The 17,290-nt window shown below is 62.6% G+C and carries 17 protein-coding genes; 12 read left to right on the forward strand and 5 right to left on the reverse strand.

Annotation, left to right across the window (positions count from 1 at the left end; all coding sequences use genetic code 11):
- Nucleotides 1-7: 7 nt before the first annotated feature.
- The 12 genes from thiM to ACU8HS_RS24090 all read left to right on the forward strand — a co-directional run bounded on the left by thiM (nucleotide 8) and on the right by ACU8HS_RS24090 (nucleotide 11,438).
- A complete protein-coding gene (thiM, locus tag ACU8HS_RS24035) occupies nucleotides 8-808 on the forward strand; it encodes a hydroxyethylthiazole kinase (protein ID WP_447016358.1) in 801 nt (266 codons plus the stop codon).
- Nucleotides 805-1,440, forward strand: coding sequence for a thiamine phosphate synthase (gene thiE / locus ACU8HS_RS24040; RefSeq protein WP_112703069.1), 636 nt, complete (start codon nucleotides 805-807; stop codon nucleotides 1,438-1,440). Before thiM ends, thiE begins: the two co-directional genes overlap by 4 nt.
- Nucleotides 1,437-2,249 (forward strand): bifunctional hydroxymethylpyrimidine kinase/phosphomethylpyrimidine kinase, encoded by an 813-nt coding sequence (thiD, locus tag ACU8HS_RS24045; protein WP_112571116.1) that lies wholly within the window; start codon nucleotides 1,437-1,439, stop codon nucleotides 2,247-2,249. The genes thiE and thiD overlap by 4 nt, the downstream gene beginning before the upstream one ends.
- Before the next feature lie 184 nt (nucleotides 2,250-2,433).
- A complete protein-coding gene (locus tag ACU8HS_RS24050) occupies nucleotides 2,434-2,913 on the forward strand; it encodes a GNAT family N-acetyltransferase (protein WP_113499773.1) in 480 nt (159 codons plus the stop codon).
- Between the two features lie 25 nt (nucleotides 2,914-2,938).
- The gene (locus ACU8HS_RS24055) at nucleotides 2,939-3,961 is read left to right on the forward strand and encodes a glycoside hydrolase family 3 N-terminal domain-containing protein (protein WP_447016359.1); all 1,023 of its coding nucleotides are present in this window, start codon (nucleotides 2,939-2,941) and stop codon (nucleotides 3,959-3,961) included.
- Nucleotides 3,962-4,005: 44 nt separating this feature from the next.
- Nucleotides 4,006-5,652, forward strand: a complete 1,647-nt coding sequence (locus tag ACU8HS_RS24060; protein ID WP_447016360.1) for an ABC transporter substrate-binding protein — start codon at nucleotides 4,006-4,008, stop codon at nucleotides 5,650-5,652.
- A gap of 59 nt (nucleotides 5,653-5,711) precedes the next feature.
- A complete protein-coding gene (locus tag ACU8HS_RS24065) occupies nucleotides 5,712-6,689 on the forward strand; it encodes an ABC transporter permease (RefSeq protein WP_183886556.1) in 978 nt (325 codons plus the stop codon).
- Between the two features lies 1 nt (nucleotide 6,690).
- Nucleotides 6,691-7,569, forward strand: a complete 879-nt coding sequence (locus ACU8HS_RS24070) for an ABC transporter permease (protein ID WP_447016361.1) — start codon at nucleotides 6,691-6,693, stop codon at nucleotides 7,567-7,569.
- Nucleotides 7,566-8,369: an ABC transporter ATP-binding protein gene (locus tag ACU8HS_RS24075; protein WP_113412807.1), complete on the forward strand. Its 804-nt coding sequence runs from the start codon at nucleotides 7,566-7,568 to the stop codon at nucleotides 8,367-8,369. Before ACU8HS_RS24070 ends, ACU8HS_RS24075 begins: the two co-directional genes overlap by 4 nt.
- Nucleotides 8,366-9,265 carry an ABC transporter ATP-binding protein gene (locus tag ACU8HS_RS24080; RefSeq protein ID WP_113412806.1) on the forward strand — a complete coding sequence of 300 codons (900 nt, stop codon included), beginning with the start codon at nucleotides 8,366-8,368 and terminating at the stop codon, nucleotides 9,263-9,265. The genes ACU8HS_RS24075 and ACU8HS_RS24080 overlap by 4 nt, the downstream gene beginning before the upstream one ends.
- A gap of 132 nt (nucleotides 9,266-9,397) precedes the next feature.
- Nucleotides 9,398-10,078 (forward strand): hypothetical protein, encoded by a 681-nt coding sequence (locus ACU8HS_RS24085; protein ID WP_112571132.1) that lies wholly within the window; start codon nucleotides 9,398-9,400, stop codon nucleotides 10,076-10,078.
- A 208-nt stretch (nucleotides 10,079-10,286) separates the two neighbouring features.
- A complete protein-coding gene (locus ACU8HS_RS24090) occupies nucleotides 10,287-11,438 on the forward strand; it encodes an alpha-hydroxy acid oxidase (RefSeq protein WP_113412805.1) in 1,152 nt (383 codons plus the stop codon).
- Between the two features lie 40 nt (nucleotides 11,439-11,478).
- Here the strand turns inward: ACU8HS_RS24090 and ACU8HS_RS24095 are convergent, their stop codons facing one another.
- The 5 genes from ACU8HS_RS24095 to ACU8HS_RS24115 form a co-directional block, all read right to left on the reverse strand.
- Nucleotides 11,479-12,357 (reverse strand): ABC transporter ATP-binding protein, encoded by an 879-nt coding sequence (locus tag ACU8HS_RS24095; RefSeq protein ID WP_113412804.1) that lies wholly within the window; start codon nucleotides 12,355-12,357, stop codon nucleotides 11,479-11,481.
- The gene (locus ACU8HS_RS24100; protein WP_112703058.1) at nucleotides 12,354-13,388 is read right to left on the reverse strand and encodes an ABC transporter ATP-binding protein; all 1,035 of its coding nucleotides are present in this window, start codon (nucleotides 13,386-13,388) and stop codon (nucleotides 12,354-12,356) included. Before ACU8HS_RS24100 ends, ACU8HS_RS24095 begins: the two co-directional genes overlap by 4 nt.
- Nucleotides 13,389-13,392: 4 nt before the next feature.
- Complete coding sequence (locus ACU8HS_RS24105; protein WP_112571140.1) at nucleotides 13,393-14,250, reverse strand: ABC transporter permease; 858 nt, start codon at nucleotides 14,248-14,250, stop codon at nucleotides 13,393-13,395.
- A 5-nt stretch (nucleotides 14,251-14,255) separates the two neighbouring features.
- Nucleotides 14,256-15,260, reverse strand: coding sequence for an ABC transporter permease (locus tag ACU8HS_RS24110; protein ID WP_112571142.1), 1,005 nt, complete (start codon nucleotides 15,258-15,260; stop codon nucleotides 14,256-14,258).
- Nucleotides 15,261-15,326: 66 nt separating this feature from the next.
- Nucleotides 15,327-17,228 carry an ABC transporter substrate-binding protein gene (locus tag ACU8HS_RS24115; protein ID WP_112571144.1) on the reverse strand — a complete coding sequence of 634 codons (1,902 nt, stop codon included), beginning with the start codon at nucleotides 17,226-17,228 and terminating at the stop codon, nucleotides 15,327-15,329.
- Nucleotides 17,229-17,290 lie beyond the last annotated feature (62 nt).

The raw sequence follows: 17,290 nt of genomic DNA on the forward strand, positions 1-17,290 counted from the left end.
GGGTACGATGGAGAACAAGACACCCGGGGCACTGTTGACGGCGATGCGCGCAAAGCCGCCGCTCGTGCAGTGCATCACCAATTATGTCGCCATGAACATCGCCGCCAACGTGGTGCTTGCTGCCGGAGCGTCGCCCGCCATGGTTCACGCCGCCGAAGAGGCGGGCGAATTTGCGGCGATCGCCGGAGCTTTGACGATCAATATCGGCACGCTTTCCACCCAATGGATCGACGGCATGCAGGCGGCGGCAACGGCCGCGAATGCGGACGGCAAGCCGTGGGTCCTTGATCCGGTCGCTCACTTCGCAACGTCCTTCCGCCGCAAGGCGGTTGCCGATCTGCTGGCGCTTCGCCCGACGATCATCCGCGGCAACGCCTCCGAGATCATCGCTCTCGCCGGCGGCGAAAGCCGCGGCCAGGGCGTCGACAGCCGTGACCCGGTCGAACAGGCCGAGGCATCCGCGCGGCTGCTTGCCGAACGGCATGGAACGGTCGTCGCCGTTACCGGCGTCGTTGATTTCGTGACCGACGGAGCGCAGGCGCTGCGCATCGAAGGCGGTTCGCCGCTGATGCCGCAGGTGACCGCGCTTGGCTGCTCGCTGACCTGCCTGACCGGCGCCTTTGCTGCCACCATTCCGGCAGATCCTTTCGCAGCCGCTGTCGCAGCGCTTGCCACTTTCGCGGTCGCCGGCGAGGAGGCCGCGAAGGAAGCGACCGGCCCCGGCTCGTTCTCGTGGCGCTTCCTCGATGCGCTTTGTGCGCTCGATGGCGCAAAACTCGATGCGCAAGTTAGGATCGGTGGCGCATGAAACGTTTCGATCTTTCCCTCTATCTGGTTCTCGATCCCGATCTCTGCGCTGGCATCGGCATGGTCGAGACGGCGCGGCTTGCCGTGGCCGGCGGCGCGACGATGGTGCAGCTTCGCGACAAGCATGGTGGGACGGCAAGGCTGATCGAGACCGGTCTTGCCCTGAAAGAGGTCCTGAAGGGCACCGACGCATTGCTGATCGTCAACGACGACGTGGAGGCGGCGATTGCGATCGGCGCCGATGGATTGCATATCGGCCAGGACGATATGGGACCGGCCGCCGCGCGCGCAATGATCGGACCGGACATGATCCTCGGCCTGTCGGTGGAGACGGAGGCTCTGGCAGCGGCCATTGAACCAGGGATCGTCGATTATGCCGGTATCGGGCCGGTCTTTGCCACCCCCACCAAGACCGACCACAAGCAGCCGATCGGCTTCGACGGGTTGGCGAAGTCGGTGGAAGCGGCACCGGTTCCCACGGTTGCGATCGGCGGCCTGAAGAGCGAACATGTCGCTTCCGTCTTTGCAGCAGGCGCCGATGGGCTTGCCGTCGTCTCGGCGATCTGCGGTACGCCGGACCCGAAGGCCGCGACGATCCGTATCGCCAAAGAAATCAGAAAGGCCGGCCGATGATCCGCAACGTCCTGTCCATCGCAGGTTCCGATCCTTCCGGCGGCGCCGGCATCCAGGCCGATCTGAAGGCTTTCTCCGCCCGCGGCGTCTATGGCATGGCGGCGCTGACGGCACTGACGGCGCAGAACACGCGGGGTGTAACCGGTGTGCATCTCGTGCCGCCGCAGTTCGTTTCCCAGCAGATCAAGGCGGTCTTCGCCGATGTGCGCGTCGATGCGGTCAAGATCGGCATGATCGCCAATGCCGGCATTGCCGAAGCGGTCGCCGAGGCGCTGGCGCCTCATCGCGGCATTCCCATCGTCGTCGATCCGGTCATGATCGCCAAAGGCGGAGCGGCACTTCTCGACCCCCAGGCTGTCGATGCGCTGACGCGGCACCTGCTGCCGCTTGCCACGCTGCTCACGCCCAACCTGCCGGAAGCCGCAGCCCTGCTGCACGAAGAAGTTGCCAAAAGCCGCGAGCAGATGGCCTCGCAGGCTGAGCGTCTGCGCGCGCTCGGCCCGGCCGCGGTGCTGGTCAAGGGCGGGCATCTCGAGAGCGACGAAAGCCCCGATGTTCTGTCGACTGCCTCCGGCCTGCATTGGTTCGAGGCGAAACGTGTTCCTACGAAGAATACGCACGGAACGGGCTGTACCCTTTCCAGTGCGCTTGCTGCCGAACTCGCAAAGGGTGTCTTGCCGCAAGCGGCTGTCGCGACTGCAAAAACCTATCTTGCGCAAGCAGTCGCCGCCGCGGGCGAGTTGACGGTCGGTTCCGGCCATGGGCCTGTCCATCATTTCCACGCCCTGTGGAAAGACGCCGCACTCTAATCCCGATCACAAATCCGATAGTGGACAAGCGGCCCGGTCAATCCGGGCCGCTTTGTTTTGCCTACCCTCAGTTGAGCAGGGGCATCAGGCAAAAAAGCCTGTTGACATGGCCGCTCAGATATCCAAAGCTATCTCATTAAAAGGGGATACATTCCGCAATAACGGAATAATTGGAGGAATTCGGGTGTCGGACCTGCTTGTGAGCTTATATTCCGCAAAGCTCGCCGAACTGAGAGGCAAAGCCGACTCCGTCGGCATCACCATCCGCCCGGCCCTGCCGCCGGAACTTCACGTCGTCATCGGCTGGGTGCGCGAACATTTCAGCGAAAACTGGGCGAGCGAAGTGGCGGTCGCCTTTTCCCGCCAGCCTGTCGCCTGTCTCATCGCCGTCGAGAACGGCAAACTTCTCGGCTTTGCCTGTTACGACACGACCGCCCGCGGCTTCTTCGGCCCGACCGGCGTCGATCCCGCAGCGCGCGGCAAGGGCATCGGCCTCGCCCTCTTTTCCGCCTGCCTGCAGACCATGAAGACGCTGGGGCACGCCTATGCCTTCATCGGCGATGCCGGCCCCGTCGATTTCTACGTCAAGACCGCCGGCGCGGTCGAGATTCACGCCCCCGACAAGGGCATTTACGAAGGCATGCTGCGAAGCCAGCCGAAATGACCATCTGATACCGGAGTTTGAAATAGTGTCCTCGACCCCGCTCGCTCTCTTCGTCGGCCTTCCCAATCCGACGCTTTCGGACGACGAATTCGCCCTCTTCCGCGAGACCAATCCGCTCGGCCTCTTCGTCGGTCGCCGCAACCTGCGCAATCCGGAACAGGCAAAGATCCTGATCGAGCGTTTCCGCGAGGCCGTCGGTCGCGACGATGCGCCCGTCTTCACCGACCAGGAAGGCGGACGCGTGCAGCATCTCGATGCCGGCCCCTGGCCGCTCTTCCGCAGCTTCGGCCAGTTTGCCGAGCTCGCACGCCATGACTTCGAACTCGGCAGGACGGCCCTGCGTCTTTCCTCGCAGGCCATGGGCGCGATGATGACAGAGCTCGGCCTTTCGAGCGGCTGCTCGCCGGTTCTCGACCTCGTGTTTGAGACGACGAGCGCTGTTATCGGCGCCCGCTCCTTCGGTCCGGATCCGGATTTCATCGCGGCCCTCGGCCGCCAAGTCGTGGATGGCCTGCTTGAGACCGGCAACATGCCGGTCATGAAGCACATTCCGGGCCACGGCCGCGCCACGCTCGATTCCCACAAGGAGCGCCCTGTTGTCGACGCCTCGCGCGAGACGCTCGTTTCCACCGACTTCAAGCCTTTCGTAGCGCTGAAGGATACGCCCTGGGCGATGGTCGCCCATGTCGTCTACTCCGCTTACGATGCCGAGCTTCCGGCCTCCATCTCGCCGATCATGCATGACGTGATCCGCAACGACATGGGTTATGACGGCGTCCTGATTTCCGACTGCATCTTCATGGAGTCGCTGCGGGGCACCCTGCCGGAACGCGTCACCCAGGTTCTCGATGCCGGTTTCGACATCGCCCTGCACAGCCACGGCGACCTCAAGGAAAGCGAAGCCGCCGCCAAGGCCGCGCGTCCGCTGACCGAGGCTGCGCAGAAGCGTATCGCCGCAGGCAAGGCTCGCCTCGGCAATCTCAGGATCGACTATCGCGCTGCCCACGCGGAGGTCGAAGCCATGTTTGCAAGCGCGCTGGTCTCCTGACCGGCGCCATTATTTTTCACCGCATAAGAAAAGGGGAATTTGACATGAAGAAATATCTTTTGGCCGCTGCTGCCCTGACCATGCTGTCAGGCTCGGCCATGGCACAGACCATCCTGACGGCCAATATCGAGCCGGCCACGACCTGGGTGCGCAACTTCAACCCGTTCAACCAGACATCGTCGCGCCAGTCGACGCTCGACTTCATCTACGAGCCGCTCGTCATCTTCAACCGCTTCGACAGCAACAAGCCGGTCTATCGCCTGGCCGAGAGCTTCAAGCTTTCCGACGACCTCAAAAGCATCGATTTCAAGCTGCGCCCGAACCTGAAGTGGTCGGACGGCCAGCCGCTGACCTCTGCCGACGTCAAGTTCACCTACGATTATCTCAAGAAGTTCCCGGCGCTCGACTTCGTCAGCATCTGGACCTTCATCACCGACGTTCAGGCGGTCGATGCCCAGACGATCCGCTTCACGCTCGCCAACCCGAGCTCGCTTGCAGCCGAGCAGCTCTCGCAGCTGCCGATCGTGCCCGAGCATGTCTGGAAGGACGTTGCCGACCCGGTCACCTATGCCAACGAAAACCCTGTCGGCAGCGGCCCGCTGACGGAAGTGCCGCGCTTCACCGGCCAGACCTACGACCAGTGCCGCAACCCGAACTACTGGGATGCCGAGCACCTGAAAGTCGACTGCATGCGCTTCCCGCAGCTTGCGGACAACAACCAGATCCTGACCGCGACCGCCGACGGCACGCTCGACTGGGGCGTCTCCTTCATTCCCGATATCGACAATGTCTACGTATCGAAGGATCCGGCCCACTATCACTACTGGTATTCGCCGAGCAGCATGGTCGCCTTCCTGTTCAACCTCGAAACCTCCAACGAGGGTAACAAGAAGGCCTTCAACGACGTGAAGTTCCGTCGCGCGGTCTCCATGGCGCTCGACCGCAAGACGATGATCGATGTCGCCGGCTACGGCTATCCGACGTTGAACGAAGACCCGGGCCTGATGGGCGAGCTCTACAAGAGCTGGGCGGACCCGTCCGTCAAGGCCGACTTCGGCAAGTTCGGCGCCTATGACGCCGATGCCGCCAAGGCATTGCTCGACGAAGCCGGCTATGTCGACAAGGATGGCGACGGCCTGCGCGACAATCCGGACGGCTCGAAGATCTCCTTCTCGATCATCGTTCCGAATGCCTGGACGGACTGGATCGACACGGTCAACATCGCCATCGAGGGCATGCAGGCCGTCGGCATCGATGCCAAGATCGAGACGCCGGAAGAAGCCGTCTGGACCTCCGACCTCATCGACGGCAAGTTCGATGCGGCGATCAACAGCCTGCCGGCATCGGCCTCGCCCTACTATCCCTACAAGCGCGCCTTCAGCGCTTCGGACAAGGGCAAGACCCGCTTCACCGCCCAGCGCTGGTTCAGCCCGGAAGTGGAAGATCTGGTGACCCAGTTCACCCACACGGCCGATCTCGACAAGCAGAAGGAAGCGATGAACAAGGCTCAGCGCATCGTTGCCGAAAACATGCCGATGATTCCGGTCTTCAACAATCCGAACTGGTATCAGTACAACACCAAGCGCTTCACCGGCTGGTCCACGAAGGAAAACCCCTTCGTCAATCCGTCCATCTCGCGCACCAACCCGGCACGTCTCCTGAACCTGCTGGCGCTCGAGCCGGTCAAGTAAGCCATTAGCAAAGGCGGGAGCGGCGCGGCAGGCGCCGCTCCTGTTTTGACGGAGTCCCCATGGCCTTTCTGCTTCGCCGCCTCGCCTTTTACCTGGCGGCCTTCATCGCGGCAGCGACGATCAATTTCTTCCTGCCCCGGCTGATGCCGGGCGATCCCGTGCGCATCATGTTTTCGAGTGCGGGCGCCGAACTGCCGCCGGAAAGCCTGCAGGCGCTGAAGCTCACCTTCGGCTTCGTCGATGGGCCGCTCTGGCAGCAGTACCTCACCTATCTCGGCAGCATCTTCACCGGCGATCTCGGCCGCTCGATCAAATATTTCCCGCTTCCGGTCACATCTGTTCTCGGCCACGCGCTGGTTTGGACCGTGGGCCTGATGGGCACGGCAACGATCATCAGCTTCGCGCTCGGCACCTTCCTCGGCATCGTCGCCGCCTGGCGGCGCGGCAGCAAATTCGACGTCATTGTCTCGATCGGCGCGATCTTCGCGACATCGGTACCGGCCGTCGTCACCTCTCTGATCGTGCTGTTTTTCTTCGGTTTCACGCTCGGCTGGTTCCCGAACGGCTATGCGGCCGATCCCTCGCTCGATCCGGCCTTCAGTTTCCAGTATATCGGCAGCGTCGCCTATCACGGCATCCTGCCGATGATCACGCTCTGCACCGTACTGGTCGGCGGCTTTACCGTGACCATGCGCAACAACATGATCAACCTGCTCGGCGAGGACTATATCGTCATGGCCCGCGCCAAGGGCCTCTCCGACCGGCATGTGATGCTCTGGTACGCGGCCCGCAACGCCCTGCTACCGACCGTTTCCAGTCTTGCGATCGCCATTGGCACTATTCTCGGCGGCTCGCTGGTGACGGAGGTCGTCTATAACTATCCGGGTCTCGGCAACATCCTTTATCAGGCGATCCTTGCCCGCGATTATCCCGTCATCCAGGGACAGCTTCTGATCATGACCGCGACCATGCTGATCGCCAATTTCATCGTCGATGTCAGTTACGTGCTGCTCGATCCGCGGCTGAAGGGAGCGTGAGATGAAGAGCCTTCTGCGCAACCGCAAGGCGCTGATCGGCCTTGCCATCATCGCCTTCATCGTCATCGTGGCGATCGCCGCGCCGCTTTTGACGCACTACGATCCCGCCGCCCGTACCGGCCGTCCGCACCAGCCGCCGTCAGCCGAACACATTCTCGGCACGACCCGCATCGGCCAGGACGTCTTTGCCCGCATGATCTACGGCGCACGCACTTCGCTTGCCGTCGGCTTCGGCGCAGGCCTGCTGATCACCGCCGTCGGCACCGCGCTCGGCATCATCTCCGGCTATCGCGGCGGCAAGACGGACGAGGTCATCAGCTTCTTTACCAACATGGTGCTGGTCGTGCCGAACCTGCCGCTGCTGCTCGTCCTTGCAGCTTTCATCGGCCAGGCGAGCCCGCTGGTCATTGCGCTTATCCTTGGCGCCACGTCCTGGGCCTGGGGTGCGCGCGTGACCCGCGCCGAAACGCTCTCCGTCAAGCAGAAGGACTATGTCAAATCGGCTGAGATGATGGGCGAGCCGCAATGGCGCATCATGACGTCAGAGATCTTCCCCAACGTGATTTCCATCGTCGGCATCAATTTCATCGGCAGCGTCATTTTCGCGATCATCACCGAGGCGACGCTGGAATTCCTCGGCCTCGGCGACCCGCGCGTCGTCTCCTGGGGCACCATGCTCTATAACGCGCAGAAGGCCTCCGCACTTTCGGTCGGCGCCTGGTGGGATATTCTCACGCCGTGCTTCGCACTCGCCTTCCTCGGCATCGGCATGTCGCTCCTCAACTTCGCCGTCGATGAGATCGCGAATCCGCGGCTGCGCACCGGCAATCATCTGAAGCGCTGGTCCCTGCTCATCCGCGCCGGGGAGGGTCGCCTGTGAACCAGCCGCTGCTTTCGGTCAAGAACCTCACGATCGACTATATCGGCGAGGAAAGGGACTTTCGCGCCGTCGATGACGTCAGCTTCGACGTGGCGCCGGGCGAAGTCTTCGGCCTTGCCGGCGAATCCGGTTGCGGCAAGAGCACGATCGCCTTTGCCATCAGCCGCCTGCACAAGCCGCCGGCGCTGATCCGCAAGGGCAGCCAGATCCTGCTCGCCGGCCGTGACGTGCTGGACCTCGATCCGAAGGCGCTCGCCGCCTTTCGCTGGCGCGAGGTCGCCATGGTCTTCCAGAGCGCCATGAATTCGCTGAACCCGGTGTTGCGCATCGAGGATCAGTTTTATGACGTGCTGCGCACCCACAAGGGCATGACGAAGGCCGAGTCGCGCGAGCGCACGGCCGAAATGCTGCGGCTCGTCGATATCGCGCCGGACCGGATGCGCAACTATCCGCACCAGTTTTCCGGCGGCATGCGCCAGCGCATCGTCATCGCCATCTGCATGGCGCTTGATCCGAAACTCGTCGTCATGGACGAGCCGACGACGGCGCTCGACGTGGTGGTGCAGCGGGAAATCCTGCAGCGCATCAACGAATTGCGCAAACAGTTCGGCTTCTCGGTGCTCTTCATCACCCACGATCTCGGGCTGATGGTGCAGTTCTGCGACCGCATCGGCATCATGCTCCAGGGCAAGCTCGTCGAGCAGAACGGTGCCGAGGCGATCTACAAGAGCCCGCAGCACGACTATACCCGGAAACTCTGGGCCTCCTTCCCCTCGCTTCACGGAGGCGTGCTGCTATGAGCGATGCCATTCTCGCCCTCGACAAGGTCACCAAGACCTTCGGCCACGGCGCTTCCACCGTTCACGCCGCCCGCGCCATCTCGTTTTCGCTGCATGCCGGCCGCGCGCTGGCGCTCGTTGGCGAATCCGGCAGCGGCAAGACGACCTGCGCCCGCATGGCGATGCGCGAATACGCGCCGACCGCAGGACAGATCCTCTACAAGGGCCGCCCCGTCGAAGCTGCCAAGGCGGACGAGATCGCCCGCTACCGGCGCTCCGTGCAAATGATCTTCCAGGACCCCTTCGCCTCGCTGAACCCGGCCCACACGATCGCTCACCATCTGCAGCGGCCGCTGAAGCTGCATCGGCCCGATATTCGCGGCAGCCGGATCGGCACGACGGTGCGCGAACTGCTCGCGCGCGTGAAGCTAGACCCCGATATCGTGGCGCCAAAATACCCGCACGAGCTTTCGGGAGGCCAGCGCCAGCGCGTCAACATCGCCCGCGCGCTTGCGGCCCAGCCGGAAGTGATCGTCGCCGACGAGCCGACCTCGATGCTCGACGTTTCCGTGCGCCTAGGCGTCCTCAATCTCCTGAACGAGATGAAGAAGGAGATGAATCTCGGTCTGCTCTACATTACCCACGATATCGCCACCGCCCGCTATGTGGCCGAGGATATCGCGGTCATGTATTCCGGCCAGATCGTCGAATGGGGCAATACGGCCAAGGTGATCGACAATCCACTGCATCCCTATACCCGCCTTCTGCTCTCGGCAGTCCCCGATCCGGACGTGCGCTTCGACGATCCGCGCACGCGGCTGCAGCCGCAGGAGGTGGACGATATCCGCCGCCGTTCCGCCGCGCCGCAGGAACAGGTGGTGGAACATGAGCCGGACCATTTCGTGCGCATGATCTAGCTTTTTTGTTTCGACGCAATTCCGGACGCGAAACGGCTGCACAGTTCCGCTGGAATTGCTCCTGGCAAGGCTTGCTGGCCCCGACCGTCACACTATGCTAGGGGACGGTCCCTTTCAGCGAGACGAACCGCCATGCTTCCCTGGATCCAGCTCGATTCCGCGACCATTCCCGGCGAAGGCGGGCAACTGCGGCTGAAGCAGCGCGGCAGTGAATTTTCCATCATGCTCGGCACCAACGAACTGATGAACAGCCGCCTCAGCGGCTCGGAAGAAGCGCTCGCCACCCTGTCCTTCGAGCGGATCAAATCGCATCCCAAGCCGAAGATCCTGATCGGCGGGCTCGGCATGGGTTTTACCCTGCGCGCTGCCCTTGCCGTTGTGCCCGAGGATGCCAGCGTCGTCGTTGCCGAGCTGATCCCGGAAGTCGTCGCCTGGGCGCGCGGTCCGATGGCAGAGGTCTTCAAGGGGTGCCTCGACGATCCGCGCGTGTCGATCCATCAGGGCGACGTGGGTGAGGCGATCCGTGCGGGAAGAGCCGGTTATGACGCCATCCTGCTGGATGTCGACAACGGTCCTGACGGCCTGACCCGCAAATCCAACGACCGGCTTTACGACTATGCCGGCCTGAAATCCGCCCGCGAAGCCTTGCGGGCCGGCGGCGTGCTTGCCGTCTGGTCGTCGGGTCCTGACACTTCCTTCACCCGCCGGCTGAAGGATAGCGGCTTTGCAGTCGATGCCGTCAATACGCGCGCCAACGGCAAACGCGGCGGCGCGCGGCACGTCATCTGGCTCGCAATCAAGCCCGGCCGCTGATCGCCGATCCACGGCCGATCCCATCCCCATGGCCGCCCGGCAACAAAATGCATCTTTCTCCGGCAGGGGGACGAAAGCGGACCCGAGAGAGCTTGAGATTGGTGCGATAATAATCGTATCCCATAAGCCAGGGATCGCGAAGACGAGGAGGTCTCGCGGACTTTCATCGGCTGGAAGCTGACGCGCCAGCCTTCGATTGGATAGAAGTATGCGCCTTTCAGATTGCCACAACTTTCATGACTTCCGCCGCCTGGCCAAGAGACGCCTGCCCGGCCCGATCTTCAACTATATCGACGGTGCCGCGGACGACGAAGTGACCTACAGGCGCAATACGTCTGCCTTCGAGAGCTGCGATCTCCTGCCGAGCGTGCTGCGCGGCGTGAGCGAGATCGACATGTCCGTCACCGTCATGGGCCAGAAGCTCGCCATGCCGGTCTATTGCTCGCCGACGGCCCTGCAGCGGCTCTTTCATCACGAAGGCGAGCGCGCGGTCGCCCATGCCGCCGGAAAGTTCGGCACGATGTTCGGCGTTTCCTCGCTCGGCACGATCAGCCTGGAAGAGGCGAGGCAGATCAGCAGCGGGCCGCAGGTCTACCAGTTCTATTTCCACAGGGATCGCGGCCTGAACAACGAAATGATGGCGAGGGCCAAGCAGGCCGGCGTGCAGGTGATGATGCTGACCGTCGACAGCATCACCGGCGGCAACCGCGAGCGCGACAAGCGCACCGGTTTTGCCATCCCTTTCAAGCTCAATCTTTCCGGCATGGCGCAGTTCGCCGTCAAGCCGGCCTGGGCGATCAACTATTTCACCCATGAAAAATTCCGCCTGCCGCAGCTCGACAGCCATGTGGATATGGGCAGCGGCACGATGTCGATCAGCCGCTACTTCACCGAGATGCTCGATCCCGCCATGAACTGGGACGACGTCGCCGGAATGGTCAAGACCTGGGGCGGGCAGTTCTGCCTGAAGGGCATCATGACGGTCGAGGACGCCAGGCGCGCCATCGATATCGGCTGCACCGGCATCGTGCTGTCCAATCACGGCGGGCGTCAGCTCGACGGTTCGCGCAGCGGTTTCGACCAGCTGGCCGAAATCGTCGATGCCGTCGGCGACAGGATCGACGTCATGGTCGATGGCGGCATACAGCGCGGCACGCATGTGCTCAAGGCCCTGTCGCTCGGCGCCAAGGCGGTCGGCGTCGGTCGCTACTATCTCTTCCCGCTTGCGGCTGCCGGCCAGGCCGGCGTCGAGCGGGCGCTGCTGCAGATGCGAACGGAAATCGAGCGCGGCATGAAGCTGATGGGTTGCTCCTCGGTCAGCGAACTTTCGGCCGGCAACCTGCGTTTCCGCGCCTCCTGAGAGCGAGAATATCGCCGCGCCCCATGTGGGCGCGGCCCTCTCAGGCGTTGACGATCTCGCGAGGCGCAAATGCGCCGGCATTCTGCTGGCGCTGGCGAATGATTGCCGATGCCTCGCCCGGATCGGGCGGCAAAACCGCGTTTTTCAAGGCGATCGAATATTCGTGCTGCGGATTGTCGAGCACCGTGCGCGCATCGCCGCTTTCGACCACCACGCCCTTGCGCATGATGATGACCCGGTCTGCGATGTAATAAGCGGTGGCGAGATCGTGAGTGATGTAAATGATCGAAACTTTCAGCGCATCACGCAACTCGCGGAAGAGATTGACGATCGACATGCGCAGCGATGCATCCACCATCGAGACCGGCTCGTCGGCGACGATGAGCTTGGGTTCGGGAATGAGGGCTCGCGCCACCGCTATGCGCTGAAGCTGGCCGCCCGACAATTCGTGCGAATACCGGCCGCGGATCTCCGCAATGGAGAGGCCGACCCGCTGCAGCGCCACATCGGCAAGCGCCTCCCTGTCGGCGCGGCTCTTGGCGCCCTTGAAGCGATAGGCAGTGGCATACAGGTATTCGTCGATGCGCGTCAGCGGATTGAAGGCCTCGAACGGATTCTGGAAAACCGGCTGAACCCGGGTCATGAAGGCCTCACGGGCCTTGCGGCTGCGGATATCGCCGATATCGGCGCCATCGAAGCGGATCGTGCCACGATCCGCCGTCTCGCTGCCGAGGATCATCTTGGCAAGCGTGGATTTGCCGGAGCCGGATTCGCCGACGATGGTGAAAATCTCGGGCCTGTCAGCCTCGAGCACGAAACTGACGTCGCTGACCGCCGTCATCCTGGCGCGCGAGAAGAAGCCCCCGATCGGAAAGAACTTGCTGACGCTTTCCAGCTGGAGAAGGTGTTCGCCACTCATTGGATCTTGTACTCCCCTGCCCTGAAACAGGCGACACGCCCGCCCGTCGCGCTCGGCTGCATGGCCGGCACTTCTTTCGAGCACCTCTCGATCGCAATCGGACACCGCGGATGAAAGCGGCATCCTGTCGGCGGGTTGGAAAGCGCCGGCGGTTTGCCCTGCAGGCTCTTTCTGGTTTTCGTATCGCCGATGCGCGGCAAGCTGCCGATCAGGTGAACCGTATAGGGATGCTGCGGATTGTCGAAGATTGCCTGGGTCGGCCCCTCCTCGGCAAGCCGCCCGGCATACATGATCGCCAGCCGGTCGGTGATTGCGGCATGAACGGACATGTCGTGTGTCACGAAGATGACCGAGGCCTGCATGCGCATCTGGACCTCCTTGATCAGCGCGAGGACATCCTGCTGCACAAGTACGTCGAGCGCCGTCGTCGGCTCGTCGGCAATGATGAATTCCGGTTCGCAGACGGTCGCGAGCGCGATGGTCAGCCGCTGGCGCATGCCGCCGGAGAGCTGGTGCGGAAAGGCTTCGAGAACGTGCGGGTCGAGCTGCAGGCGGGCAAGATGCGCCTCGACGCGCTGGCGAAAGGCGGCTGCATCCAGGCCCATATGCCGCGCGGCAAAATCGTTGAAGGCGTGCTTCACGCGCCGAACCGGGTTCAGCACGTTCATCGACCCCTGCATGATATAGGAAAGATGCCGCCAGCGGGCGGCCCGCATCTTCTGCGGTTCACCGTAGACGTCGATCGGCCTGCCGTCGAAATTGAAACTGACGCTGCCGCCGACCACACGCATCGGCGGGCGGATGGCGCCGGCGAGCGTCTTGATCAGCGAGGTCTTGCCGCTCGAGGATTCCCCGGCAATGCCGTAGATTTCATTACGGCGCACCGTCAGGCTGATATCGTCGACGGCGCGGATTTCGCGCCGGACTCCGAAATAGTCGTTGACGTAATAGCATTTCAGCCCGTCGATCGTCAGCGCGTCCCGGGAATTCTCGACGAGGGTCAAAGGTGCTTTCCTCAAAAGGTTCTGCATCGTCTCAAGCTCCCATCCGGGCAAGCCGCGATCGCGGATCGATATATTCGTTGACCGACATGGCGAGCATGAAGAGGCCAAGGAAGAGGATCACCACGAAGAGCATCGGAAAGGCCACCCACCACCAGATGCCGGCGACCATGGCGGAATGGGCGTTCGCCCAATAGATCATGCCGCCGACCGTCGGCCGGTTGATGTCGGAGAAGCCGAGCACGGAGAGCGTCACTTCCAGGCCGATCGCCCAGATCAGGTTGTTCATCGTCGTGAAGAAGACGATCGGCATGACATAGGGAAGATGCTCGCGGATCAGGATCTGCGGCGTGCGCATGCCGGAGAAGACGGCATGGCGCGTAAATTCCCGATGGCGGAGCGAAAGCGCCACCGAGCGGATCAGCCGGCTGTCATGCGTCCAGCCGAGCAGGGCTGCGACGATCGCCAGCATCGACCATGTCATCTGGTCGCGCAGCACGAAAACCAGAAGAAGCAGGATCGGGATATTGGGCAGTGCGCCGAGCGTATCGTTGATGCCCATGATGATCTGGTCCGTGCGCCCGCCAATGTAGCCGGAGACCAGGCCGACGACGAGCGCGATGAGGCGGCTGATGACGGCAACGATGATGCCGAAGAGCAGCGTGTTGCGCAGCGACGCGGCGATCTGCCAGAAGACGTCCTGACCGCGCGACGTCGTGCCGAACCAGAACTCGGCCGAGGGCGGCATGTCGGGGATCACGACATAGATGGCGTTCTCGTCATAGGGCGAGAAGAAGGAGGCGACGATCAGCCCGACGATGACCAGGATCAGGATCGTCCCGAACAGGAATTCGTGATTGTAGCGGAGCAGGTCTCTGAGGATCTTGAACATCGCAATTATCCCAGTTTCACGCGCGGATCGATCAGCGGGTAGATGATGTCGATCACGAAGACGGCGGAGGCGACAGCAATGATGGCGATCGTCGTGACACCGAGCACCAGGCTGTAGTCACCGGAATAGATGCCTGAAATCAGCAGCTTGCCGATGCCGGGGTAGTTGAAGACGAATTCGACGATGACAGCGCCGCCGAAGACGTTGCCGAGGCTGAGCGCCAGTCCCGTTACCTGCGGCAGCATGGCGTTGCGCGCCACATAGTGCGAAAAAATGCTGCGCGAACGCACCCCGCCAAGCTCAGCATAGACGACATGGTCGTCGGTGACGATGTTGGAGACGAGCGAACGCATGGAGATGAACCAGCCGCCGATGCCGACGAGCACCAGCGTCAGCGCCGGCAGGATGCCGTGTTCGATGACCGAACTGATGAAGGCCCAGTTGAAGGCCGGCGCAAGATTGACCTGCGCGCCGTCGCTGATCGGCAGGATCGGCCAGATGAAGCCGAAGAGGATGACGAGGCTGAGGCCGATAATGTAGGTCGGGATAGGCTGCAGCGCCATGATGACGATGCCGGCCAGCTTGAGCAGCCGGCTGTTGCGGAAATAGCCGGCAAGGGCGCCAAGCAGGTTGCCGATAATCCAGGCGATGATGGTTGCGAGCGTCAAAAGGCCGACGGTCCAGGGCAAGGCGCGGCCGATGACGGTCATGACCGGCGTCGGGAAGGACGACAGCGACGGACCGAAATCACCGGTCAGCACCCGCCCCCAGAAGGTAAAATACTGGTCGAGGAGGGGTCCGCCCGTTCCGTAGAGCTCCCGCAGCGACTGGCGCAGGATTTCGACCGCCTGCGGATCGGTCGAGCCGAAGCTCGTCAGAAGCGACACGGTCTGCTCCACCGGATCGACCGGCGAAAAATGAGCGATCAGGAACGCAAGCGTGATGCCGGTGAAGACGACGAAAAGGAACTGCAGGAAACGCTTGCCCGCATAGATCAGAAAGCCATTCATGGCATTCACCCTCCAAAAGCATGAGGGGAGCGGCCGGTTGCCCGGCCACTCCCCATATCGACGCGATCAGTTCTTGGGAGCGTCCGGATTGGCCTTCAGGCCCGTCACCATGTAGCGGATGTTCGACCAGTTCGGCCCGGAGGCGGAATAGGGGTTTTCGGCGCTCGGATAATTGGTCCAGTAGGTCGTGTCGAACGGCGCGAACTTGTTGTAGGCCATCAGCGGGATCATCGGCATCTCCTCGACGGCGAGCTTCAGGAAATCCTGGCCGACCTTGACGACATCGGGAGAGTCGAAGGCGATCGACCGGTTTTTCGCGATGATCTGGTCGAGGCGCGGATCCTGCCAGCGCTGCAGGTTGCGCGGCGGCTGGATCTGGCCGAGCGGCTTGATGAATTCCGAATGATAGCTGTCCAGGAAGAAGGACAGATCCGGATGGCCGCCCCAGGTCTCGATGCTCCAGTAGATCGCCGCTTCGAAATCGCCGGTGCTGAGGCGCTGGCCGTTGGTCGGGCCGGCAACGTCGACCTTGGTGGCAATGCCGTTCTGGCTCCACTGCTGGGCAATGACCGTGCCGGCACGGGCAAGTGTGGGAATGGCATCGCCCTCGACCTGCAGGCGGATCGTAAACGGCGTGCCGTCAGGCTTCAGCCATTGATTGCCGCTCTTCTTGAAACCGGCCTTCTGCAGGAGTTCGGCTGCGGCCTGCACGTCCTGCTTCCACCAGCCGAAACCGAAGGTGCGCTGCAGCTGTTTCGGATCGGTCGGGATCTGGTCGCCCCATTGGCCGCGAACCATGGCGGCGATCTGGGTGGAGATATTGGGATCATAGGGCTTGATCTTGCGGCTGCCGGTATCAAGCTCGAAATTGGTGAGCCAGTCCTGCATCGGCGCATAATAATCGTCCGGCGCCGATCCGGTGGGCGGCGTGGCGAGCGCGGCGAGATTGGCCGCACCACGATAGGAACCGAGCGCGACGGCGCGGATATCGATCATCAGGGCGAGCGCCCAGCGCACATCCTTGTTGTCGAAGGGCGGCTTCTTGGTGTTCAGCAGCACGGACGGCAGGGTCGGATCCGGATGGGCGAAGGGGAAGCCCTTGAGCCACGCGGCAACGCTCTTGCTGTCGCGCATCATGGCGAACATGCCTTCCGGCGCCATGTCGTTGATGACGTCGAGATTGTGATTGCGCTGCTCGATGACCCGGGCTTCCGGATTGCCGGCGGCACGATAGACGACATATTTGACCTGCGGCGGCTCCTTGGCGGCCATGCCGATCGAGGTGCGCTGCCAGTCGTCGCGCAGTTTCCAGATGGTCCAGTTACCGGCCTTGTCGTAGCTCTGCAGCACATAGGCGCTGAGCGAGACCGGCGGATTGTTCTTGAACGCCAGGGGATCGCCGGCCTTTTCGAAGACGTGCTTGGGCATGATCCAGGCGGCGTTCCAGCGCACGGTAAACAGCGTGTGGAAGCGCGAATTGGGCTTCTTCAGATGGAAGATCACCGTCTGCGGATCGGGGTTTTCCATGCTGGCGACATTGACGGTGAAGGGCGCGCTCCAGGACATGCCCGGATGGTCGATCTGCGTCTGGACCGTATAGACCACGTCGTCGCTGGTGAATTCGACGCCGTCGCTCCAATAGATGCCCTTGCGCAGCTTGACCGTCATTTGGGTGAAATCGGCATTATAGGCCGGCGGTTCGCTGGCCAGCGCATTCTGCCAGGCGTCAGGGCCGCCCTCCGGGTTGATGAACCACAGCGTGTCGGTCGTCAGCTGCTGCAGGCCGTTGACATTGGCTGCCCCGCCGCCGCCCGGCGCCCAGACGTTGAACCAGTCTGCATTCTGTTGCGGCGTGCCCTGAATGATCAGCGTTTCGTTACGCGGAATGCCGGCAATGAAATCCTGCGCGTAGGCAGGCAGAGCGGCGAGAGACAATAGGGCAATCATTGCAAATCTAGGGAACTTCATCGGGCGCTCCTCCTCCTTGGCCCGCAGGCGCGGGCGCTTCCCGTAGTCCGTTATCGATCGCG

It is taken from the genome of Rhizobium sp. KDH_Rht_773_N (assembly GCF_052946295.1).